The sequence below is a fragment of the Streptomyces phytophilus genome (assembly GCF_013870535.1).
Taxonomy (GTDB): domain Bacteria; phylum Actinomycetota; class Actinomycetes; order Streptomycetales; family Streptomycetaceae; genus Streptomyces; species Streptomyces phytophilus.
In genome coordinates, this window is the sequence record NZ_JACBXC010000006.1 from 13,807 (window position 1) to 36,270 (window position 22,464).

The following is a 22,464-nucleotide window of genomic DNA, read 5'->3' on the forward strand; positions in this document are numbered from 1 at the left end:
GTGGCGTACCTCAATCCCACGCAGACTGCACGGCCGGATTTCACCTGGCCAGTCTTCCGGTTTATGGCCGGGCAACGCAGGAGCCTCCCGCAGACGAAGGTCCTCGCGTTCACTGCGCCGGACTCCCTGGACGACGGAACTCTCGATGTTGTGATGGCACTGAAAACGCTCAGGGAGCTCGGCTTTCTCACCTCGGCGGGAAGCGGCGAGGAGACCATCTGGTCACTTGCAGCGACGGGGCAAGGGATCGCGGTCGACGACTACGAATTGTTCCAACGACGCTTGCGTTCGGCCCTCTTCGTAAGGTCCGACGCGCAGAAATGGGACCTCGCCGATGGAGTAGCTGAAGATCTCTGCCGCGCCCTCTGTTGGTTCCTTCGGTCGGATCCTCACGCAGACCCCTTCAAGTGGGAAACCGCTCAACAGGAACAGGGCGAAGATACGATCTTCTCTAACGACACCCGATGGGGGGCATTCCAAAGCTGGGGCGCCGCTACCGGCTTCACAGCCTCTGCCCCACAGATAGGCGGTACGTGCATCGCCGACTGCACAACTGCGATCCGGCAGACCATCGAGGACCTACTCGAGCCCCGCCAGCAAGTCGACGCATTGGCGGTCTTGCGTGAACTGCGACGCATCCTTCCTGCGCTCCCGGGAGGCGAGTTGTCCGAACACTTCGGGTTCCTCAACGAGAGCGAGTTGGAGGTCGGCCCAGCGCTCTCCTTCGCTCTGCGCCGCGGTGAAATCGAAGGTTGGCTGAAACTGGAACAGAGATCGGACGCCACCACCCAGATCAAGTTGTTCAACCCGGATTCCGATTTTTCGCTGCTCTGCTCCACGGTGCAACGCATGGAGGTCGCTCGTGACTGAGCTCAGGGGCTACGTCTGCTGGACTCGTGAGGATGTGATCTCTACCATCCATACCGAGGCCGTGGTGCCATCCCCGGCGACGTTCTTGGCCACCCACACGCCGCTGCGGATCCGCAGGTCACGGATCAGCGGCCGAGTAATCGAACCCTCCGGTGCCGTCGTGTCCGAGCGCGATGTGCTCAATGACTTCCTCGAGCGTCCATCCGATACGGGCACCTTGCTCGTCCCTGTGGTGGGCGAGTCTGGATCGGGCAAGTCCCACCTGATCCGCTGGGTCCGGGAGAATATCCCATCCCGGGACAAGTACAAGGTGATCTACCTAGAGAAGTCCAGGACGAGCCTTCGGAACGTCATCGACGATCTACTCAAGGACATCGATGACGTGGAGGTCGCCAAGGTGAAGGAGGACCTCCGCACCTTCGGCGAGGGGATGGACTTGGAGCAACTCTCGCGGCGACTCGTCGCGGAACTGCAACTGGCCCTGGCTGACACTAGGCCGGCCGATTACAAGGGGGACGTCCGCAATTTGGTCGGCCCGCGCGGTCTGGCCCGGGTGCTGCAAGACCCACTCACCGTAGACGTGATGCTGGCACCGGAGAAGTTCGTTCCGGAATATGCAGCCCGACTACTCCGCGACCGCGAACCCGATGAGTCAGAGCGGCCACCTCACTTCTCGACTGCTGACCTGCCGATCACCGGAGAAATCCGCAAGGCACATCCGGACACCCAGAAGATCGTCCAACTCCTCAATAGCCGTCCGGGCCTCAAGGAGTCAGCGGTATCGCTGCTGAATGCATATTTGGATAGGGCTGTTCAGAAGGCCTTCTCGCTCGGAGTTGGACGCATTCTCGACACGATGATCAAAGTACGTGAGATCGTCGCCCGCGAAGGCAAGGAGATCATCCTTCTTGTCGAGGACTTCGCCTTGATCCAAGGCGTCCAGCGGGATCTCCTCGACGCGGTAACTGAGGCATCGATGCGGGAAGGCAAAGAGTCCATCGCGCCGATGCGTACCCTAATGGCGATCACCAGTGGGTACTTTCAGGGACTCCCGGAGACCGCGCTCACGCGTATCAACTCTGGCATCGCTTACAACCTGGACATCGTCTTTAACGAGACGGATGACGGCTCCGAGCAAATCACCGAATTCGTTGGCCGCTATCTTAATGCAGCACGGGTGGGGCGGGACATAATTGAGGCATCGCGAGGCCTCCACGTGCCGGTCAAATGCGAAAGTTGCCCCGTCAAAGCGGCCTGTCACGAGACTTTCGGTGCACTGCCTGATGGGGTAGGCCTATACCCGTTCACTCGGACGGCTCTGCGGCGACTTTCACACGCAGTCGCACCGAATGACAAACCATGGTCTTTCGTTCCCAGGGCAATGCTCAGCTCAGTGATCATTCCGCTCATGCGTGACGGGGTCGAGTGGATTCACGAGGGAACTTTCCCGGGGCCGGACTTCAACACTGCCTTCACTGTGGCTGCGAACGATCCCCGTATGCCCAATGCAGTGCGGAACTACTTCATCGACGCAGATGATCCTGAAAGAGAGCGACGGACGGCGCTACTGCAATTCTGGGCCGAGAACCCGAGCGACATCAACGGTATCCCTGCGGCAATAGCGGGTACCTTTTCCCTGCCTGCAGCCCCTGACGGCGGAATCCCTCCTCAGCCAGAGAAGACGAGGGAGACGACGGAGAATGGCACGAAAACCCCCATGTCGCCCTCCGTCCAGCGCAAGGTGGACAACATCGAGGAGTGGACACACGGCGCGAACCTCAGCCAGGATACTGCGAGCGAACTGCGTAAAGCCATCGCCCGGGCAGTTTACTTTCGGTATACATGGAACAACCCACCCGTCAAACCGTTCAGCCAGGCAGAGTCCAAGAATTGGGGATGGCCTGTCGATCAGGTCCGATCAGACTCAGTTTCAATTGAGGGTGCTACTGGCGAAAGTCAAGTGGCGACCAAGCGCAGAATTTCGTTCACACGGAACCCAAGTAACGGCGAGTTCTTTAAGAGTGTTCTGAAGTTGGTCACAAAGACCGGTAAACCTCGGGCCGAGGACACGATTCGTTTCGCAGCGCTTGCGGACAAGCACTCACTCCTTTTGCGCGAACGAGCTCAGCAGTCGATAGAGTCAACCGACGCAGATATCGTCGCCGGAATCAGGGTCAGCCTGCTGGGTGCAGTCCTGGCCGGCCGAGCCTTGCCGGGGATGAGCGAAGAAGAACTATTCTCGGCCGTTTTCCACACTGGTGACGGATGGAAACGCCAGGACTCGGTGCTGTGCTCCCCTATGTGGACGACAGCTTTGGCCGACCACCTCGCGTTGCGGCCGGACTTCGCTCTGTTCCTCCGTAGGTTGCTAGGCCGCGGGCAGGGAGCCACCGGAAAGGTATCGGTCATCGATGGCGCACGTGCTTTGCCGCTACTTCAGCGGGCCCTCGACCAGTGGGACTGGGGGTCTGCACTGGACCTTCCGAAATGGGCAAGTGCAGCAGCTCGACCGTTCGCTCGCTGGAACGATTTGCTCACCGCCCAGATGGACGTGCTCGCCAGCCTCACTAGATCCATCCCGAGCCACTACACGGGCGGGAGCATCACAGAGCTGCTCGACGAAGTGGAGGCAGCGCTCCATGATGCCCAGAGCGTCGGCCTTGGCGGCATCTCGTCCGCCAAACTGCAGCAGGTGTCGAATCTCCGCGTTCAGGTCCAAGGAATGGAGCGGAGCAGTGTGCAGCGACTTGAGCAGGACCTCAAGGCCATGTCGGAAGATTCCCCTTCGATCCGCGATCAGGTGCGTGTCGCTGGCATGCTCCGTGACGAGCGCCTCCATGCGCTGGAGGAATTCCTGCGGATCTGCGATGCGGACCTGGACGTCGTCTTGTCGGCGATGGAGCGCCGCTTGGAGGGCCAGACCAACACCAGCGCCCACGACGTGGCCGGGCTACTGAAGAGGTGGTCGAGTTTGACGAAGGATGGAGAACAGCGGGAGGGGGACGGGGCCGATGAACGCTGAGACGATCCAGGAGAAGGCTGGGCGGGTGCGTGCCGGCGCGCGGGCGATCCGTTCCGATCAGCAGAACGAGAACGAGCGGCAACGGGTCGAGAAGCGGGTCCGGGAGATCTCCGCCGAGCTTGGCAATCTGGAGGGCCACCTGCGCACGGCAGCCACACTGACAGAACGAGCAGGGCTGCGGTTCGATCTGTCCTACGTGGAGGACGGATACGCCAACCTGGCGCGGCGCGCGGAGGGAGGACTGCCGAGCAATCAGTCGTTCATAGCCGCCCAGCGGAAGCTGGCGGCCTCCTCTAGGAGACTTGCAGCCGAACTTCAGGAAGCCTGGGCCAGTTGGTCTCAAGATCAGCTCGAGGCCCTGCCGCTGGGCCGCAAGGCCATGCTCACGTCTCGGACAGACAAGGACGACGTCGAGAACCGGGTCAGGGAGCTGAAGAGCGCTCAGAACCCGAAGTCCGACGTCAACAGCGCAATGGTCACTACGTTCGCCCAGGGGTTGTCTGCCCTCAAGGAGATCTTGCACGACGTACCAGAAGTATCCGCCGATCTGGTGCGGGTGCTGGACAAGATCGATAGGGGACGCCTCGCCCTTTCCGACGTAACCGATGCGGAGATCTCGGTGCTGCGCCAGTATGGCGAGGACATCCACGTCCGGTTGACGAGAGAGGCAGGCTGACAGTCCAGATGGGTAGCGCCAGCCGTGAACTGCTCGGCCGCATCCTTAACGCACTGGAAGATCGGGAACTCCCCCTGCTCTCCTGGGGAGTTACGGGAGGGAGCCTGAGCAAGTTCGAAGTTCGGGAGGTGCTCCAGTCCTTCACGGTCAGCGATCGCGGGGCTGCTGAGATTGGAGAAGATCGCCTTCTTCGGGAGCTACTCGAGCGTGGCCTGCTCTTCGCGGTTCCGGATGCAAGTCCACTGGCCTACCGCACCAGGCTCGCAGAGGGACTGCGCCTGACCACGTCACTCCGGCAGTTGTTCGTCCCTCCGGAGTTCGCGGGAGGCTGGTGGCAGCGCTACCGACGCCTGGTAGCGGACTATCGGTTGCACGTGTCCGATCGCCGCTACCCTCGGCGTGACCTGCAGGCCGCCGAGGCGATCGAGAGCCTGGCGCAGATGCCCAACTGGACGGCCGCGCACGCGGCCGTGGCCCGGGCAGGCTGGAGCAGCTATCAACTGTCCGCGTTCCAGGTAAAGGCGGCAGACGCGGTACTGCGGGCCCTGGCCTCTGGGCGGAGCCGTGCGGTGATCGTCGGCGCCGGCACCGGTAGCGGGAAGACGCTAGCCTTCTATCTGCCGGCTTTCAGCGCGATGGCGTCGGACCGGCGCGAGGGCGTAGTGCACACACTGGCCCTCTACCCACGTGTTGAGCTGTTGCGCGACCAGCTCAAGGAAGCGGTGAAAACAGCACTCGAGACCGCCAGCGCGATGCCCGGTGGCCGTCCGGTCCGGATCGGAGTCTTGTACGGGAGGACCCCGCAAGCACTCTGGGCGCTTAGGGACCCGCATTGGCGCGGCGCGTGGGAGACGTCCAGAGACGGGCTCGTATGTCCCTATCTGGCCTGCCCAGCGTGCGAGACCGGGAAAATGGTCTGGAGCACGAAACATGCCGAGGCCAAGCGCGAGATCCTGAGCTGCGCGGACTGCGGGAAGGCGCTGCCCGAGGGCATCATCGCGCTCACCAGGGACTCGCTCCGCCAGGACATCCCGAAGCTCCTCTTCACCACCACGGAGATGCTTAACCGGAACACCGCCGGTTCCCTACTGGGAGGGGTGCTGGGCTGGCGCGCTGGCAACGGGCCCCGGCTGGTCCTGCTCGATGAGGCCCATACCTACAGTGGAGCCGCCGGTGCCCAGACCGCGCTGCTGCTGCGGCGCTGGCGGTTCGCCCGGCGAAGGCCAGTGACCTTCGTCGGTCTGAGCGCAACATTGCAGCAAGCCGAGCGCTTCATGGGGCAGTTGACCTGTCTGCCGGGGGACAGTGTCGAACTGATCGAACCGCGGCCGGAGGAGATGGAGCACGAGGGACGGGAGTACTCCCTCGTCCTGCGTGGCGACCCGGTATCAGGGGTCAGCCTCTTGTCGGTGTCAATCCAGACGGCGATGCTCTACGGACGGCTGCTGGACCACCACAGCCAGGCTCCCACAGGCACGTCGCTGTTCGGGACAACGGGATTCGCGTTCACCGACGATTTGGACGTCACGAATCGTCTATACAACATTCTACGCGAGGCTGAGGGCGGTCAGTACGGTCAAGGTGCCTATCCGAGGTTTAAGCGGAATGGCCGGGTCCTTGCAGCGCTCCGGGCGCCGGAGCACGAGCAGCATCACAAGCGCTACCGCGACGGGCAGTCTTGGGACCTCCCCGTACGGCTCGGGCACAACCTCCACGAAAGCCTCAGGCAGGCGCCGCTGATCATCGGACGCACCTCCTCCCAGGACACCGGTTTTGACAACAATGCCAACCTCGTGGTGGCCACAGCCTCCCTCGAAGTGGGCTTCAACGACACCAGAGTCGGTCTGGTCATCCAGCACAAGGCTCCGCACGACCCAGCGTCGTTCCTGCAGCGCCGCGGCCGGGCCGGCCGTGAACGCGGCACACGCCCGACGACCGTCGTCGTCCTGTCCGACTTCGGCCGAGACGGCCTCGCCTACCGCGCCTACGACTCCCTGTTCTCGCCCGAGGTGGCCGCGCGGTCTCTTCCGGTCGGCAATCGGCACGTCATCAAGATCCAGGGCGCCCAGGCCTTCGTGGACTGGCTGAACACGCTGCTCGGGAATGACGGTATCTATCGGGACGCCAGGGAAGTCATCGGCAGGGCGGGAACGCCGAAGAAGGACGACCAGCCGGTGACCGCACGCCTCAGCGGATGGCTGCAGCAATTGCTGGCCGGTGACGGCGGCCTGCTCAGAAGCCTGCGTAACCATCTCTCCGCCGCACTGCGGCTAGATCCGGCCGAGACGCAGGCGCTGCTCTGGGAGCAGCCCCGGTCCGTAATGCTCGCGGTCGCCCCAAGCGTGCTGCGCCGCCTTCAAGCCGGGTCCACGCCTGTCCGGCACGACCCCGGGGCATCGCCCAGTTCCTTCATGCCCGAGTTCGTCACCAAGACCTTGTTCGCCTCGCTCAACGTGCCCGAGGTCGAATTCCGTCTGCCGTTCTCCAACAAGTCCGAGTCTCTGCCGATCGCCCAAGCGCTTCGAGAGGCGGTCCCCGGCAAGGTTAGTCGCCGCTACGGCTATGCGGACACCCGGCACAGCACCTGGGTGCCAGTCTCCCCGGGGGATAGCCGCCTGGACATCAGGTCGTTTATCGAGGAGGGCGTGCCGCAGGACGACTGGGATACCGGCATCCCGGACATCGGCGTGGTTTCCGTCGTGCGCCCCTACAGGATTCGCCTGACGCAGCCCGACCCCACTGTCGGCGACCGCTCGCAGGGTTTCCCAACGTGGTCGACCCAGATCGCTCTAGACTCGGCTAAACCGCCCACCTCTGTCGATACCCCACAGTCCACGGCCTGGAAGGATACGGTCACTGGAGTCGGATTTGCGACCCATGCTGACGGCAATCCGGTGGAAGTTCGCCGGATGACCCTGGGGGCTTCCGGCAACATCGTCCATGGCTACTCCGGCCAGGTCTCGCCCTACAGCGTCGCTTACGAGCAGGACGGCCAACGAGTCGCTCTTGGCTTCTCACTCACCGTCGATGCACTGACCTTCGAGGTCGCCCCGCTGGATGTGGAGCTGCATCGGGTACGGGAGCACTTGGAGAGTCCGCAGTGGCGGGCCAAGTCATTCGCCCAGTGCGTTGCCGAGGATCCGAGGCTGACCGCGCAGGCGAACGTCTTCCAACTCGGCTGGCTCTCCCTGGTATATCTATCGGCGTTCACCTTGCACAGCTTGAAGGGAGCCACCCCACAGGACGCACACGGCGCGCTATCGCGCGGTGCCTGGGGTGACGAAGTCCCACAGATCATCAAACTCTTGTACCGGCAGAGCCAGGAGCAGCAGGACGAGGAGCAGGACGGCGGACCGGTCGCGCGCGTCGTCGCGGACCTGCAGTACCTGAGTGACCAGCCCCAGGTATGCGCTGCCCTTGACGACCTCGCGACCCTGCTCTTCTCCGATCACATTGTCGAACGCACCGCGATACTTGCCCAGCGCGCCTACCGGGACACCTTCGCCGCGGCGGCGCTGGAGGCCGTGCTGCGGATCTGCCCGGACGCACAGGATGGCGACCTCACCATCGACGTTGTGCCTGGGCAGACCGGTGCCCCCGATAAGGTGTGGATCACCGAGACGTCCATCGGCGGCCTCGGACTCGTCGAGACTGCGGCAGGCAGGTACGCCGAGGATCCGCGGCGGTTCTGGAACCTCATGGGCGCGGCGCTGCGCCCGAACGCGTTCGAGCAGACCGACCACCGTCTGACCCGCGTCCTGCGGCATGTCATCGATGACGAGCCTGAAGGGGATCTCGCGCAAGCCATGGCCGATCTGCGGAATGCCAAGGAGTCGGCGAAGGCAGCCAAGGCACTGGGCGACCTGCGCCGCGCATGGTCCCGGTTCGATGGACCGCCCCGGCACAGCGAAGTCGCCGCCCTGGCGACCCGACTGCTGCGGCCTGGCTCCGGCCCGCAGACCGACAGGATTGCGCGTGCGCTGCTCGCCGAGTGGGACCGGATCGAGCAGCGTACGGGCGTCGAGGTGGACGCCCGCGTCGTGGCGTACACGGCGGGCGAAGGGCTCTTAGATGTCCCCGGCAACATGAGTGCCGATCAGGTCTTTGGCATTCTGTGGCCGCGTGGCGACGCCGCCCGCAACCACCACCTGCAGGTCTACCAGCCCTATCGCGACGGTGGCAGCCCTGTGGTTCTGGACCGCCTAATCGCCGCTGCGGTCCACGCCGAGGAACTGCCCAAGATTGACGTCATGTTGTCGGAGTGGGTGGAGCGATACCAGGAGCTGCTGGCCGTGCACGGCACCGTCGACCTCGTCTGTCCGCTCGCCGACCCTGCGGTCCTTCGCGACGCGCTGTTGCGGGTGCCACTGATCCCGGTGGACCGAGGCGTGCTGCGGCTGTTCGGCATGGTGGAACGAGTCTCCCGCAACAGCAACTCCGTGCTTGTCAAGGTGGTCCTCAAGGAGGCGGAGCAGTGAGCGGCGCCCTTCCGACGACCCGCACCGTACGGACCGGTCGGCGCTCCGGACTGACGGCAGACGCGCTGATCCGGACAGCACTGCTCGCTGAGCTCGCGGCGCCATCCCTCGACCGTGTCGTGTGGGTGGTCTCGGCCTGGATCAGCGACATCGATCTGCTCGACAACTCCGACGGGGCCTTCGACTACCTGCTCGGCGATGACCCGCGGGAACGATGCCGTCTGTCCGACCTCCTGCTGCTCATCGCCGCTGCGGGCACTCCGGTCCACATCGTGACCCGACCCGAACCGTCGAACCAGGATTTCCTCGCGCGACTGCGAGTGGGCAGCAGCTACCCAGCTGACGTCAACGTCGTTTGCGACCCACGAGTCCACGAGAAGACCCTGTGCGGCTCCGACTGGATGCTCAGCGGGTCGATGAACTTCACCCGCAGCGGCCTGACGGCCAGCAAGGAACAGATCACGTACACCACCGACATCGCCCAGGTGGCACAGGCGGTGCAGGAGTTGGAGGATGAGTGGGTGAGCCGCCCATGACGGGGCAGCCGACCGCGCAGGAGCGCCTGCATCAGTTTGTGGACTTCTTCCTGGACCCCACGCACAATGTGGCCGGCCGGTGGCCGGAGACCCTGACCCTGCTACGCGACGCCGCCCTCGGCGACGGCCCAGCCCCGATCGTCCTGCCCCGGCTTACCGAGGATGAGAAGTTCCGGCTCTACGTCATCGCGCGAAGCCCGCAGAACACTACTCAGGTGCGCGATCTACTGGCTGCGTTCGTCGGTGCGTCCTTCGCGGCTCGAGGTGATACCTCACCGGCCCGACTGGACGACCGCGATCCGGTGGACCGGCGGGTGAGCGACAAATTTGGTCCGAACAGCACCTTCATAGTCCGCGTCGACACCACGCCAGCCCGTAAACGCCTTCGGGAAGCGGCCGAACTAATGATCCGTGCGGTCAACGCTGCCCCCCACCGCGACTGGACCACGCCGCGGTCGCTGAGCAGGCTACTCGCAGACTTCGAGGCCGCTCTGCTCGGCGGCTCGCCGCAGACCGCTGAGGCACTCCTAGAGCAGATCGCTCATCGAGGCGGGTTGTCGCCGGCGAACCTGATCGGTCTTCGAGTCAAACTGCTATCGGTCTGCGGCCAGGACACCGACCTGCTCGCCCTAACCGGACTGGACCGCGCGCTACTCCTCGACCCGCCGCGAGAAGTCAAGGAGCACGTCCTGGCCGCCGTCTACGGGGTGATGGTCGGGCCGGTGCTGGAGTCCGAAGACCTCGCGGGGGCAGCACGAGCTCTCGCGGATCCGCGAGTCCCGCGTAATCTGCCGACGGCCGAGGACCCCCTGCGCCATGGCGACGCCGCTGTCGCGGTGCTCCTCGTAGCGCTCCATGGCCAGGGTGAAACTGCTCGGTTGGCCAAGGCGGTCCGTATGCTCGACACCGCGGGACGTGGAGAGGCCATCCCAGCAGTGATCCGCTCTGTAGTCGACGCTCAGGGTGCCAAGATCGCCGAAGCAAGCCTCCCTGGGAGCCCGACCGAGCGTGTCGAGTTGAATGTGCAGCAGGCACCCTCGCCGGCTGAGAAATCGGGCTCGCAGGAGTCTGAGGAGGAATCTGCCCCGGCGCTGCCGCTTGAGTCCTGGGCGGACCTCATCGAAGCGGTGGTCGAAGGCGAGCGCGCCGCCTATGACCGGGCACGTGCCGTTGACGCGGGGAGCGACGAGGGCTGGCCTGTCAACGCGGCCGATGACGTGCGCATTGCGGGGTGCCTGTCCACCTGCGGGGACGAGCAGTACGAGCGGCTCTGGCACATTGCCTTCGCCCCTTTCCTCAAGGGGCTGCTCGATAGCCGGGAATCGATGCCGAAGACGATGGAGCAGATTATCGTCAGCTCGGCGGGTCATCGACGGGATCCTACGGGTCTGACGGTCCTCGGCCTGCTGCTCACACTGGCGCTGCGCTCGGCGCCCAGTGCGTCCGAGTACCGCGAACTCCTTGAGCATGTCGCCTTGATGGCGGACCAGTGGGTGTGTCCAGAGACCGCCGAACAGGCTCTGGATTACGTTGACCTGCTACTGGCCTATGCGTCGCCAGACGCCGATGCGCGCGCCGAGTGCGCCATGGAACTGCTGGTGCCGCTGGTCGGACGAGCCGTACGACTAGGTCCCGCACTGCTCGACGTCGCCCGCTCCCTGACTGACGAACTCGAACTCGGCGATCTGGGCTGGCCGGCGATCGATAAGCAGCAGAGCCAAAAGCCTGCGCTGTCTCAAGCAAAGGCTCTGATCTACGGCCTGGATACGAAGGTCCTGTCGCGTGTCAAGCAACTGACCGAGAAGCAGTATCCGCAGGTAAGTGTGACGACGGCCTCGGACAAGGTCGGATCGTCAGCCCTGCGCCAGAAAGTACGCGGAGCGGACCTGATCGTGATGATCACTCAGTGCGCAACACACGCTGCCACTGGCTTCATCGGACAGCACGCGAAACGCGGCAGCGACATCGTCTATCCGGACGGGGGCGGGTCGGCCTCGGCGTACCGGGCCTTGGTCAGGGCTCTGACCCCAGAGCAGGAGGAGGACGCGGAGGCCTGACATCGCTGGGCGCCACGGCAGCTGTGACATTGTCTACAACGTCGCACGAACCAGTCTCGACCTTAGCCACACCCGCCCCTGGGCTGGGCAGCCGCCACGACAACTCCCCGAGCCACCGCTATCGTCTGACGAGTGCTCGCAAATAACTGCTCAGCAGCCGCACGTCGTTGGAAGTGTTCTGCAGGCCATTCCAGTTGCGCTCCTCTCCGTCTGCGAAGGTCCATGTGCCGGACGTCCAGGCCACGTGCTCTTCCAGTCCTCGCAGCTTGGCGCGGACATCATCCCAGTTGACCTTGTCGAAGGGGACGTCGGCGGTGAGCCGGTCCATGACGAAGCCCATGGCCTGGATGCCTACACCGTGGGTCAGCCTGGACTCCTTCGGCGGCTTCTCCCACGCTTCGCGGAAGATGCTTGCTACCGGCGTCCAGAAGGCAAGCAGATGGGCCAGCATCCGCTCTTCGTCCCCGGTGCCGTCGGTCGCGTTGCGGTACTGGTACAGGGCACCCTCGTAGATGCTGTGCTCCAGCATCTTCAGGACGCTGTTGTCCTTGATGTTGCCGGTGGGTGACGTCGGGCTGCTGATCCTTCCGCTGAAGGGGCCGTCACCCATGTTCAGCAGGACCATGATCCTTGCGGCAAGTTGGCGACGCGCGTACGAGCGCGGCAGTTGGCCGGTGGTCTCGGGCAGGAGCTCGTACACCAGGCCCTTGGGGAGCGGCTTGGTCGTGTTGACCAAGATGAACTGCGACCTTTGCTCTTCTTGCCCGGCAGCGATGAAGCCGACGGCGGCGATGGGGAACTCATCGACGTCGGCGTCCCTGATGGCCGCGCTGCGCTGCTGTCCATCCACGAGCCAGGCCGGCTTGTCCTCATCGGCCAGTGACTCATCGATGGGAATGATCAACTCGCCGGGGATGGAGTAGGGCACGTCGCCGGCGCGCACCGCGGGTTCGAACCTCACGCGCTCGTCGAATGCGAGGACCAGGGCGTTGGGAAGCATCGCCCCCTCGGACTCGAGGTAGCGGCGGATGGAGCGGATGTGGCTGAGGACCTCGGGCCGCTGGTAGCCCCGCAACCGCTTCTGGCCGTCACGGCGAATGCGGGAGACAGCGGTGAAGTCGTGCAGTTTCTTGCCGTCGACAGCGAAGCAGTAGATCTCCTTGCTGCCCTGGACGATCTTGAGGGCGGGGAGTCGCAGCTCGTAGCGGTCGGCCACATCATCTCCTGTTGTGACTAGTACGTGGGCAATGCGCGGGTTTGGCGGCTACACGAAAGCCAGCTTGCTCATTTTCGCCTCGAGGACAGTCATGTTATGGAAGCCGCGTCGCTTGTTGCGCTCCGACCCCCGGAAGATGACCATCTCGATCTTGTGCTCCCTACACAAAGCGCAGGGACAGTCCTTCCAAGGTCGATCAATCAGGGTTGGCCTGCATCGTTTTTCTAGTTGCTCCACCTTCTTCTCGTCGCCCAGGAGCGCCTGGTAAGTACACAGGGCCTCCATGACCTCGTCGACCTCTGCCTCGCCCTTGTCATACTTGCGCAGCAACCGGAGGCACTCTCGCTCGGCCTTGATGGCGGCCGCTTGTGAGACGACGCCGGCGAGAACCAGTCGCTTCAGCGTTGGGTTGCCGTCGACCTGCGGGACTCGGATAGCGGTGTAGGCTCTCTCGGCGGTGTGGTAGTTATTGCGCTCGTCCATAAAAGCCTGACGAAAGGCCGAGGTGCTGTCGAAGCTGCCGACGTAGTACTTGGCGAACTCTTTCATGCTGTCAACGCGCGTGATCCCGAGCAGGTGGAAATCGACACCGGTTTCACGGACTGTGGCGATCTTTTTGAGGCAAGCAACGATCTCGTGCGTCTTCAAAGGGACCATACCGCCCAGGGCGATGCGCTTGTATCCCATTTCCTGAAGACGGGTGACGCTGTCCGCGTAGCTAGCCGGACTCCACCCCTGAGCGGCGCCGACCGGCTCGAATCCTTGTTCTCCGTTCAGGACGTTTGCGTTGCGCTTCTGAACTGCAGCAATAAACTTTTCCGCCAACTCCAGGGAAACCTCACGGCGCTTTACCCAGGAAGGGTCGACATCCTCATCTGTAGGGTTGTAGCCGAAGATCACATGATCGATGCTGATCCCTGAATCAAATTGGCATCCGAGGTAAAAGTCGAGGACTTGCTCAACGGAATAGGGTGGGCGCTCCTCGTCGATGTAGTTGAATGCCCCACAGTCTCCAAGGCTTCGCATCGACTTGGGAATCCTGAAGAACTCTCGTACGCCTAGACGGTAGAGGCGTTCGCGCTGCGGTGCACTGTATTTCCCGGCTCCCTTCGCCGACCCGTCGACGATGGGTTTGCTTACCAGGATCCCATCGTACGGCGCCGGCGTGACCGCTTGGTGGGCGTAGAGATCGTCTCGCTGCCGAACCCGGTACGGGGAGTGCTCGTCGTTGATGAAGTCGTACGTAGGGCTAACTTGATCCTGACTGTCCGGGAAATAGAACTTCACGACGCGCTCATCCTTGACTGAAGATAGATTCGGATCAAGAGGTTCGACAGGGTGCTGATATGACGGGGCAAGTTCTGGAGCTCGTTCCAGGATGTGTTTAGCTCCGGCCACCGCCCCTTAGTCCAGCGGCAGTAGGGCTCGACCAGCGCCAGTTCTGCCATGGCCTTGTCGTATGCGTCCTTCGATCCGATATCGGCTACAGTCAGCACTCGGTCCATGACGCGGTCCATGAGGCGTCCCATCGACCGGATCCCGACCCCATGCATGAGCCTGCTCTTGGTGGGTGGTAGCCCCCATGCATCCGGGAAGGTGTCTTTGACAGCTGTCCAATACACGACGAGAACCTGTCGCATCGCGGCCGTATCCGTCGTCCCGTTGGAGAGGTTCTTGTAGGGAAAGAGGACCCCGGCAGGGGAAAGTGACTCTTCGATAGCGGAGATGAGACTGTTGTCCTTGACAACAGCGTCAGATTTCTTGTCGCCTATCGTTGATGCCTGCTTGATCAGCCCTTTGAATGGTGAATCACTGTCCTGATTGAGGGCCGTAACGAGAGTAGAGGGAAGTTTACGTGCAGACAGCTTGGTAGGCAACTTGGTGTTGACCTCGGGTAGAAGTTCCGCCACCAGGGCGGTGGGAAGGGGGAAAACCGTGTTCACCCGAAGGAACTGGTCACGCTGAATTTCGAGATCTTCGCTGACAAATCCGGCAATGGTTACAGGGAGCTTCGAACGCTTGGTGCGTGCGAGAGCGAGGCTGCGCTGTTGGCCGTCCACGATGAGTGCGGGGCGGGGTGCGTCCCGCGAGTTGGGGAGCGGGATCTCGATGGTGCCGATCGTCGCCAAGCCATCAGTGCTGTTTGGGCCTCTGCTGCCTTTGAACCGAACCGACAAGGGGAGGGCAAGAATGAGGCCGTTCGGGAACAGGACCTCTTCGCTGTCCAGGTAGTCTAGGATCTGTTTGACGTGCTGCTTCTTCTCAGGCCGCTGGTAGCCGAGCAGTTCCCCAGCCTCGTCGCGGGAGATTCGGGCGATGTCGGCTACCTGATCCACCTCTCCGGCTTCCAGAGCGAACAGGTAGAGGGGGATGTTGGGGTTCTGCTCGATGCGGAGGGCTCTACGCTTGATGATGTTCTCGGCCACTGTCACCCCACTGTCTGGGAGTACAGGTTGGCGAAGCGACTCTGCTCGCATGCTCGACCTCCGTCCCGGAGAAGGCGCAGAAGTTGCGTCCGCGAGCTGGCTGGCCGAGACGCGACCTGCTGTCTGATGAAGGCAATGACTTCGTCATCGGTCATGGGCGTGCGGTTGTGCTTCTCCAGCTTCGATGCGCCTGCCGCCCACTTCGTCCATGAGTCGACGGTGGCCGGGGAGGTGAGCTGACGGTCCTGGCAGTGCTGGAACCACGAGGTGGCCATGCGCACGTTCAAGCTCGTCAGCGTGCCGCCCAACGAGCGTCTCAGCCCGGCATCGGCCGGGACTCGGTGGACGTCGGCGACCTCGTCCACCCCTCCGAAGAGCAACGCCTCGCTGGCGACCGCAGCTAGGGCGTATAGCTCCGCGTCCATAGCCCTGGCGTAGACCTCGGAGAGCACCATCAGGACTGGACCAGCCTTGCCAAGCTCGGGAAGCGTTGCCCGGCCAGTTCCTACCTGGAGATGACCCCACCACTGAGCACAACCAGCTGCCGTCGATGCCACTGAGTCAGCGTGTCGTGTACTGAATGTCGCTGCGTACGACGGGGCTGGCGCAGACACTGGCTGGAGGCCGAGGCCGGCAGATGCCACCCACAGATCCACTTCGAACCCGGCCTTAGAGGCCGCTACGCACAGGCACTGCACCTGTGTCCAGTGGTCACCACGGTAGAGGTCGGTGAGCGCGTGCGTGCAAGCGGCGCTCCCGACTCGCTCTTGCCAGATTGCCGCACGGCGCTCAACGCTCCCGGTCGGGAGCAGTCTCGCGTGCAGCGAGGTCTCTGGCAGAACCGCCTTGCGGTCCGTGCACGTGACCACCAACGAAAGTCGCGTCACTCGGATCCGCTCCCCATGCCAATAACTCGCAGCCTGTTGGACGGTACTCTACATGCTAGTATCCGGGCTGGTCTTCACCCGTACACAGGCACCTAACTGGGGAGCAGGACATGGCAGAGCGTCCCGCGATCGTTCTACTCAGCGGCGGGCTGGACTCATCAACTGTCCTTGCGATCACCAAGGACCGGGGCTACACACCGTACGCGCTGAGCTTCCGCTACGGGCAACGGCACAGCGTGGAGCTTGAGGCCGCGAAGCGGGTGGCCGCGGCGCAGGGGGTTGCACGCCACGTCGTCGCGGACATCGACCTGCGAGTTTTCGGCGGCTCTGCCCTCACGTCGGACATCGACGTTCCGAAGCACGAGTCTCTGGACGACGCCGGCGCCAGAGAGACCGGCAGCAGCGTGCCCGTCACATACGTGCCCGCACGCAACACGATCTTCCTGTCCTTCGCGCTTGCCTACGCGGAGACGGTCGGGGCGAGCGACATCTTCACGGGGGTGACCGCGGTCGACTACAGCGGTTACCCGGACTGCCGTCCCGAGTACATGGAGGCCTACGAGCGCATGGCCAATCTCGCCACCCGCGCAGGCGTCGAAGGCACCCAGCGGCTCAAGCTCCACTCGCCGCTCATCTCCATGTCCAAGGCCGACATCATCCGCGAGGGCCTGCGGCTCGGTGTGGACTACTCCCTGACGTCCTCCTGCTACGACCCGAATGAGCAGGGACGAGCCTGCGGTCACTGCGAGACGTGCCTACTTCGCCTCAAGGGCTTCGCGGAGGCCGGCGTCACCGACTCGGTGCAGTATCAGGGCGCTTGAGAATGACCTACTTGGTCAAAGAGATCTTCTACACCCTGCAAGGCGAAGGGAACTATGCAGGCCGCCCCGCCGTGTTCTGCCGCTTCTCCCGGTGCAATCTGTGGACAGGCCTGGAGAAAGATCGACATCGTGCGATCTGCCAGTTCTGTGACACGGACTTCGTTGGAACTGACGGCGAGGGTGGGGGCCGGTTCCGGAGCCCAGATGACCTTGCGGGAGCCGTCGAGCAGGCATGGCCCTCCTCCTCCGGCGAGTACCGGTTCGTGGTGTGCACCGGGGGTGAACCGCTCCTGCAACTCGATAAAGCAGCCATCGACGCACTGCATGCCCGGGGCTTCGAAGTAGCGGTCGAGACGAACGGCACCCGCGTACCTCCGATGGGTATCGATTGGATCTGCGTGAGCCCCAAGATCGGCTCTGATCTGGTCGTCACCAGCGGGGATGAATTGAAGCTGGTCTACCCACAGTCGGGCGGTGATCCACGCCAGTTCGAACGCCTGAACTTTCGGAACTTCCGCCTACAGCCCATGGACGGACCGGACGTTGAGGCCAACACGAGGGCGACGGTCGAGTACTGCATGAAGAACCCGCGCTGGATCCTCTCTCTCCAGACGCACAAGTATCTGGGAATTCAGTAATGGAAATCTTCCGCGAGTTCACGTTCGAAGCAGCCCACCGCCTGCCCAACGTGCCCGAAGACCACAAGTGCGCACGTCTGCACGGCCACTCCTACAAGGTCATCGTCCATGTCAACGCCCCGGTCGACCCCGAGGCGGGATGGGTCATGGACTTCGGCGATCTTAAGAAGGCCTTCAAGCCTCTCCATGCGCAACTCGATCACTACTACCTCAACGACATCGAAGGGCTGGAGAACCCGACGAGCGAGGTCCTCGCACATTGGATCTGGGAACGGCTGAAGCCAACCTTGCCCGACCTCTCTGCGCTCACAGTTCGGGAGACATGCACGTCAGGCTGCACCTACCGGGGCGAGTGACCGATGCACGACATCCAGAGCGAGATCGATTCCCGCGGGATCGAGATCGACGACGTCGGCATCAGCGGCTTGCGCTACCCGCTGTACTTCGAAGACGGTCACCTCCGCCAGGAGGGCATCGCGGAGATCGAGGTGACGGTGCGGCTACAGGCCGATCGGCGTGGCACCCACATGAGCCGCATGGTCGCCCTGGCGCACGAGCGCCTCCGCCGGTTCGATCCGCGCAAACTGCCGCAGGTTCTCAAAATCGGTGCCGACCAGCTCGACGCGCCAGCCTTGGCGGTAAGGATCGACGTCCCTTTGAGCACCACGGTGGTCGCGCCGGCGAGCGGCTCCCAATCGTGGCAAGTCCACGACGTCCGCTTCGAAGGCTGCTGGGACAACGGCGCTACCGTGGTAGCCACGTCAGTCGCGACCGAGGTGACCAGTCTGTGCCCATGCTCGAAGGCCATCTCGGACTACGGGGCCCACAACCAGCGAAGCCGTGTGTCGCTGTCCGTGACTGGACGTGGGGAAAATCCCTATCCACTCACGGTGCATGAAGCCGTGCGTCTACTGGAGCAGTGCGCCTCAGCGCCTGTTGTACCCCTGGTAAAGCGACCGGACGAACGCTTGCTGACAATGCAAGCATATGATCACCCGGTGTTCGTCGAGGACATGGCGCGCGATATCAGCCAGGCTTGCCGTGCTCGAGGGCTGGCCCATTCGGTGCGCGTACGCAACCTTGAGAGCATCCACAGCCATGACGCTGTCGCCCGCGTCTCCGGTTGACGCCTGCCAGACGGCACTTGGCCTCACAATCAAGAGGCGGGGCAGTGAGGGGTGGGCTTCGCAATTTGGAGTTCCATATCCGTCGGCGACCCAGGTCCCAACGATGATCGACCGCACAGTGCGCTGGGCATCAGGACGTGCGGGTCTTCCGCCACCATTGCGGAGATCTTCAAGGCAAAGGAAGACACAGATGACCAGGCCTTCGAGGAGCTGATCGCCTTTCGCGCCGCTCACTGGCTGGCGGCCTTCGACATCGTCGACGCCGACCGCGGCTCCCTCACCGGCCAGAAGACCGACGACGACGGAACCAAGGCGGAACGCGTCCGGCGCACGGTGAACAACAGCCTCATGGCCTGCGTAAGCAGCGCAGGAGGGCCGTCGGTCTTTCTCCGCGAAATCGCCTCGTCCATGGACGAGGAGGATCGCAGGCCCAGAAAAGTAGACAACCAGGGGAAGCCGTACGACGGGCTCGCCACCAGGACATGGTTCAACCGGACCTTTCCCAAGGAGGACGGGACACGCAGCTTCAAGCGACTAAGTGAGGGCGGTGCGGCCGACGCAGCTCCCCTCCCGGGAACCGAGCGTCCCAACGAGAACGGCACCGACCCGACCCGCATTGATCCAGTGGAGGAGACCCCGAAACAGGCCGCAGGACGGCTCGCCCAAGACCTCGGCAAGGGTGTCGGCGATGTGAAATCGCTCGCCAGGGACCTCAACGAGTTGGTGGCTCAGCTCAACGACCAAGCGAAGGAGGCGGGCATGGATCACCCCCTCAGCGAGCAGGCCGACGCCGCAGCCCTCGGACTCACTCACTCCCTCGGGGTGTTCCGCGAGCTGCCAGAGCAGATCCAGTCGATGGCCAAGCCCGAATGAGACCTCACCTGAAGGCTGTCCGTAAATCGATCTTCGGATGGTGGGCGGTCTGGCAGAAACCATAGTGCTTGGGTCCTGGCGGCCAGGTCAGAAAGAGTGACCTCCACGCGGGCAGTGGTGGTCCCGTGTACACGCGGGCATAGCCACTCAGCTCACGGGACTCGCCGACCGCACCCACGCATCAACCGGCCGGCGCCTGATTTCCTACCGTCTCAGCTCCCCGGCCATCAGAGAACCGCTCGCTGGAGCGAGCCTCAAGTCGCACGGCACCGGAGGAACGCTCCCCCTCGGCCCGAACCGCGGCCACCAGCACCCGGGACTTCTTCGCCCCGACACCCAGACGCTTCCTGAGCGTCTCAGCCGAGATGGGCCGTTGCCGCTCTCTCCGGTGACGGGCATCCTCTTGCAACGCACGCCGCAGTACCTCCCAGTCCTCGTGCGCCCGCCCCTTGCGCTGCCTGCCGTCCCGCTGCTCAGAGGTGGATCGCACCCTTTTGGACGCCGAAGGTGAAACCTTGGGCAACTCTGCGCCGGCCGCCTCGACAACTACACCATCCGCGCTGCTGATGGCCTTCAGCAGGCCGGGGCCGACCTCAGCCCAGCCGATCAGCAGCAGTGGGCCGACGGCGTCGAAGGCGGCCCTGCCGTAAGCGCCGGTCAGCAGGGGTTCGGTGACATTCAACGCCAGTGTCGTCACGCTAGCCAGGATCAGCAGCCTGCGGGCTGGGCGGATCTGCTCGCGCGGAGCGCCGTTAAGCGCCAGGTACCGCACGCCCAGCAACAGCCCGAGCACCGAGAGGTCTACAGCGGGCGCCACCAGAGGCGCCACGTACGCCGGAACGCCCAACCGCAGGCCCAGGGCCAGCACGTTGCCGAACCCAAACAGGAACGTCAGCCCAATCACCGTCGCCATGATCAGGGTCACGCAGCGCATCGCAACCTTGTGCTCGATGGACTTCCTCGACCCGGCCGCGCCGTGCGACGATATCGGAGAAGTCATTTCGCTTCCCCCCTGAGCGCCTCAGGATGGAACCGCCCTTCGATGACGAGACGGCCAGCCTGAACGCGCTGGTCAGGGCGGTGACCATCTGTGTAGTTTCCCCCAAGGGAACCAGCCTCAGAGGCAAACCACACGCCGTCAACTCCTCGCCGATGAGGCAGCCCACCGCCGCGCGCTGACATCGGCTGCATGTATTTTCCGCACTCGCCCTCCGCACTGGACTCCACAAGGCGAACTCCTCGGCCTCCGCTGCGGAAGACCACGACCTTGACCCGGGAACCGCCGCAATCCGCCGAACCTTGCAGCGCACCAGCGGAGGCGGGCTGACCACGCTGCCCACCAAGACACATGCCGCTGAGCGCCGCATCGCTCTCCCTGCCTGCTGCGGCCAGCCGTTGAAGTGCCATCACGCAGCGTGGCCGCGTGCCTGACGTACTGGCTCGACGCTGTCGCCGTCCACCAGCTCCGCGAGAACACCCACACCCGCTACACCGCCGCCACCCGGCTCTACCTCATCCCCGGCCTCGGACGAAAGAAGCTCGGCAAGCTCACCGCCAAGGACGTCCGCACCGGCACACCCCGGCCCCGCGGCTTCGAACCCCTCACTGCGGAGGAAGCGCGTGAGTTCCTGGCCGCCGCCAGCGGTCACCGGTTACAGGCGCTGTTCGAACTCGCTCTGCACACCGGGCTCCGCCAGCGCGAACTCCTCGGCCTGCGCTGGGAAGACCTCGACCTCGCCGGCGGAGTTGCCGGCATCCGACGCACCCTCCAGCGCACCAACTCGGCGGCCTGACCGCCCTGCCGACCAAGACACCCAGAGTTCGGAACGGCGGATCGCACTGCCCATGCCGTGCCTGCGCTCCCTCGAACAGCACCGCGACCAACAGCGCCATGAACGCGAAGCGGCAGGCACCGGCTGAAAGGACAACGGCTACGTCTTCACCCGGCCCGACGACGGCGACGACCCGCCGCGTTATGCAGTCCTCGTCCGCTGACGTTGCCGTCAGCTACTGCTGTCAGACGCCCCAGAAGCCCCAGCCTAGTCATGGTTCGGGTAGGGCTTCTGGGGCGCAGAGACCCGACGAGATTACTCGGAACTGTGCAAGCGCTCCGTTCTCAAGAAAGTGTCCAGTTCATCGAATAGAATGGTGACAGCTTTCGAACTCTCTTCACGCATAGCCGCCACCCAGAAGTCGTTTCCCGAATCAGGATAGGCGATTCTGACCAGCAATACCGGCAGCGCAAGATTTGCGCCGAGCCCCGACTTAGTCGCCAGCCATTCCCGGAACCCTTCCAGGAATCGCCAATCAGTCGCCGCGTCAATGCCCGTAAGAAACGCAACCATTTCACCGAGCGTGCTGACCCCGTACGCGCGGGGACGCCTACGCACGTCGGCTAGCCGTTCATGCAGCTCCATAGCTCCATCCGCTACCTGGGAGCCGGATTGAAGACAAGATCATCACCATACTCCCAATTTGCTCGATAGTCGGCGATTGATTCGCCGTATCTTCCTGTGGTCGCATCGAATACTCGACCATCCTTCACGACGACATCGTGATAATTCCAGCCGCTGTCGACACCGCGATACTTACCCAACTGGGGCGCACCGTATCGGTCCGTTATCCGCATGATGTCACCGCCGATGACCGACTGAATATGGTCGGCTACCTTCTCACATCCGCCGGTTCCGCATACTTGCGCTGCCGTTTTAGGCTTCCAGTCGTCTCCCAGGTCGGGGCCACAACCTGAATTATGAACCAGAACCGGGGTGTCGCCAACGAGCACATAGTACGTGTGTTTGTCGTTGACGGTCAGGTTGTAGACGGTGGTTTGGGTG

18 protein-coding genes and 1 pseudogene are annotated in these 22,464 nt (G+C 63.5%); 12 read left to right on the forward strand and 7 right to left on the reverse strand.

The window, feature by feature from the left end:
• The 6 genes from dpdG to dpdD are packed head-to-tail and all read left to right on the forward strand — an operon-like array spanning position 1 to position 11,639.
• The gene (gene dpdG / locus H5J30_RS01115; protein ID WP_181785236.1) at positions 1–870 is read left to right on the forward strand and encodes a protein DpdG; all 870 of its coding nucleotides are present in this window, start codon (positions 1–3) and stop codon (positions 868–870) included.
• Positions 863–3,892 carry a protein DpdH gene (dpdH, locus tag H5J30_RS01120; RefSeq protein WP_181785237.1) on the forward strand — a complete coding sequence of 1,010 codons (3,030 nt, stop codon included), beginning with the start codon at positions 863–865 and terminating at the stop codon, positions 3,890–3,892. Before dpdG ends, dpdH begins: the two co-directional genes overlap by 8 nt.
• Positions 3,882–4,568: a hypothetical protein gene (locus H5J30_RS01125; RefSeq protein ID WP_181785238.1), complete on the forward strand. Its 687-nt coding sequence runs from the start codon at positions 3,882–3,884 to the stop codon at positions 4,566–4,568. The genes dpdH and H5J30_RS01125 overlap by 11 nt, the downstream gene beginning before the upstream one ends.
• An 8-nt stretch (positions 4,569–4,576) precedes the next feature.
• A complete protein-coding gene (gene dpdJ / locus H5J30_RS01130; RefSeq protein WP_181785239.1) occupies positions 4,577–9,046 on the forward strand; it encodes a protein DpdJ in 4,470 nt (1,489 codons plus the stop codon).
• The gene (gene dpdK, locus H5J30_RS01135) at positions 9,043–9,582 is read left to right on the forward strand and encodes a phospholipase D-like domain-containing protein DpdK (protein WP_181785240.1); all 540 of its coding nucleotides are present in this window, start codon (positions 9,043–9,045) and stop codon (positions 9,580–9,582) included. The genes dpdJ and dpdK overlap by 4 nt, the downstream gene beginning before the upstream one ends.
• Positions 9,579–11,639 (forward strand): protein DpdD, encoded by a 2,061-nt coding sequence (gene dpdD / locus H5J30_RS01140; RefSeq protein WP_181785241.1) that lies wholly within the window; start codon positions 9,579–9,581, stop codon positions 11,637–11,639. Before dpdK ends, dpdD begins: the two co-directional genes overlap by 4 nt.
• 118 nt (positions 11,640–11,757) lie before the next feature.
• On the opposite strand, the gene dbpB (H5J30_RS01145) is transcribed toward dpdD, so the two are convergent.
• The 4 genes from dbpB (H5J30_RS01145) to H5J30_RS36230 are packed head-to-tail and all read right to left on the reverse strand — an operon-like array spanning position 11,758 to position 15,736.
• On the reverse strand, positions 11,758–12,855 hold the full coding sequence (gene dbpB / locus H5J30_RS01145) for a DGQHR domain-containing protein DpdB (protein ID WP_181785242.1): 1,098 nt from the start codon (positions 12,853–12,855) through the stop codon (positions 11,758–11,760).
• A 48-nt stretch (positions 12,856–12,903) separates the two neighbouring features.
• Positions 12,904–14,142 (reverse strand): tRNA-guanine transglycosylase DpdA, encoded by a 1,239-nt coding sequence (gene dpdA, locus H5J30_RS01150; protein WP_181785243.1) that lies wholly within the window; start codon positions 14,140–14,142, stop codon positions 12,904–12,906.
• Positions 14,139–15,281, reverse strand: a complete 1,143-nt coding sequence (gene dbpB / locus H5J30_RS01155; RefSeq protein WP_181785244.1) for a DGQHR domain-containing protein DpdB — start codon at positions 15,279–15,281, stop codon at positions 14,139–14,141. The genes dpdA and dbpB (H5J30_RS01155) overlap by 4 nt, the downstream gene beginning before the upstream one ends.
• 2 nt (positions 15,282–15,283) lie before the next feature.
• Positions 15,284–15,736, reverse strand: coding sequence for a hypothetical protein (locus tag H5J30_RS36230; RefSeq protein WP_258562999.1), 453 nt, complete (start codon positions 15,734–15,736; stop codon positions 15,284–15,286).
• Positions 15,737–16,278: 542 nt separating this feature from the next.
• On the opposite strand from H5J30_RS36230, the gene queC reads away from it, so the two are divergent.
• Genes queC through H5J30_RS01185 form a run of 5 tightly spaced genes read left to right on the forward strand, consistent with a single transcriptional unit; the run spans position 16,279 to position 19,627 of the window.
• Complete coding sequence (gene queC / locus H5J30_RS01165; protein WP_181785246.1) at positions 16,279–16,989, forward strand: 7-cyano-7-deazaguanine synthase QueC; 711 nt, start codon at positions 16,279–16,281, stop codon at positions 16,987–16,989.
• A gap of 2 nt (positions 16,990–16,991) precedes the next feature.
• A complete protein-coding gene (queE, locus tag H5J30_RS01170) occupies positions 16,992–17,627 on the forward strand; it encodes a 7-carboxy-7-deazaguanine synthase (protein WP_181785247.1) in 636 nt (211 codons plus the stop codon).
• Positions 17,627–17,983 carry a 6-carboxytetrahydropterin synthase QueD gene (queD, locus tag H5J30_RS01175; RefSeq protein ID WP_181785248.1) on the forward strand — a complete coding sequence of 119 codons (357 nt, stop codon included), beginning with the start codon at positions 17,627–17,629 and terminating at the stop codon, positions 17,981–17,983. The genes queE and queD overlap by 1 nt, the downstream gene beginning before the upstream one ends.
• Positions 17,984–17,986: 3 nt before the next feature.
• Positions 17,987–18,754, forward strand: a complete 768-nt coding sequence (locus H5J30_RS01180; protein WP_181785249.1) for a GTP cyclohydrolase I FolE2 — start codon at positions 17,987–17,989, stop codon at positions 18,752–18,754.
• 51 nt (positions 18,755–18,805) lie between these two features.
• Complete coding sequence (locus H5J30_RS01185) at positions 18,806–19,627, forward strand: hypothetical protein (protein ID WP_181785250.1); 822 nt, start codon at positions 18,806–18,808, stop codon at positions 19,625–19,627.
• A 181-nt stretch (positions 19,628–19,808) separates the two neighbouring features.
• On the opposite strand, the gene H5J30_RS01190 is transcribed toward H5J30_RS01185, so the two are convergent.
• Positions 19,809–20,552, reverse strand: a complete 744-nt coding sequence (locus H5J30_RS01190; protein WP_220188412.1) for a SpdA protein — start codon at positions 20,550–20,552, stop codon at positions 19,809–19,811.
• 469 nt (positions 20,553–21,021) lie between these two features.
• On the opposite strand from H5J30_RS01190, the pseudogene H5J30_RS01195 reads away from it, so the two are divergent.
• A pseudogene (locus H5J30_RS01195) lies at positions 21,022–21,544 on the forward strand (tyrosine-type recombinase/integrase); the annotation flags it as partial.
• A gap of 170 nt (positions 21,545–21,714) precedes the next feature.
• Here the strand turns inward: H5J30_RS01195 and H5J30_RS01200 are convergent.
• Positions 21,715–22,044, reverse strand: a complete 330-nt coding sequence (locus H5J30_RS01200) for a hypothetical protein (RefSeq protein ID WP_181785251.1) — start codon at positions 22,042–22,044, stop codon at positions 21,715–21,717.
• Positions 22,045–22,055: 11 nt separating this feature from the next.
• Positions 22,056–22,464, reverse strand: a 409-nt coding sequence (locus H5J30_RS01205; RefSeq protein ID WP_181785252.1) for a hypothetical protein, incomplete at its 5' end; no start/stop codon positions are given.

What these genes read in the sequence shown, in the direction of transcription:
- queD (WP_181785248.1), top strand. Translation starts at nt 17,627, where the DNA reads ATGGAAATCTTCCGCGAGTTCACGTTCGAAGCAGCCCACCGCCTGCCC.
- dpdJ (WP_181785239.1), top strand. Translation starts at nt 4,577, where the DNA reads ATGGGTAGCGCCAGCCGTGAACTGCTCGGCCGCATCCTTAACGCACTG.
- H5J30_RS01180 (WP_181785249.1), top strand. Translation starts at nt 17,987, where the DNA reads ATGCACGACATCCAGAGCGAGATCGATTCCCGCGGGATCGAGATCGAC.
- dpdD (WP_181785241.1), top strand. Translation starts at nt 9,579, where the DNA reads ATGACGGGGCAGCCGACCGCGCAGGAGCGCCTGCATCAGTTTGTGGAC.
- H5J30_RS01125 (WP_181785238.1), top strand. Translation starts at nt 3,882, where the DNA reads ATGAACGCTGAGACGATCCAGGAGAAGGCTGGGCGGGTGCGTGCCGGC.
- H5J30_RS36230 (WP_258562999.1), bottom strand. Translation starts at nt 15,736, where the DNA reads ATGGTGCTCTCCGAGGTCTACGCCAGGGCTATGGACGCGGAGCTATAC.
- queE (WP_181785247.1), top strand. Translation starts at nt 16,992, where the DNA reads ATGACCTACTTGGTCAAAGAGATCTTCTACACCCTGCAAGGCGAAGGG.
- queC (WP_181785246.1), top strand. Translation starts at nt 16,279, where the DNA reads ATGGCAGAGCGTCCCGCGATCGTTCTACTCAGCGGCGGGCTGGACTCA.
- H5J30_RS01200 (WP_181785251.1), bottom strand. Translation starts at nt 22,044, where the DNA reads ATGGAGCTGCATGAACGGCTAGCCGACGTGCGTAGGCGTCCCCGCGCG.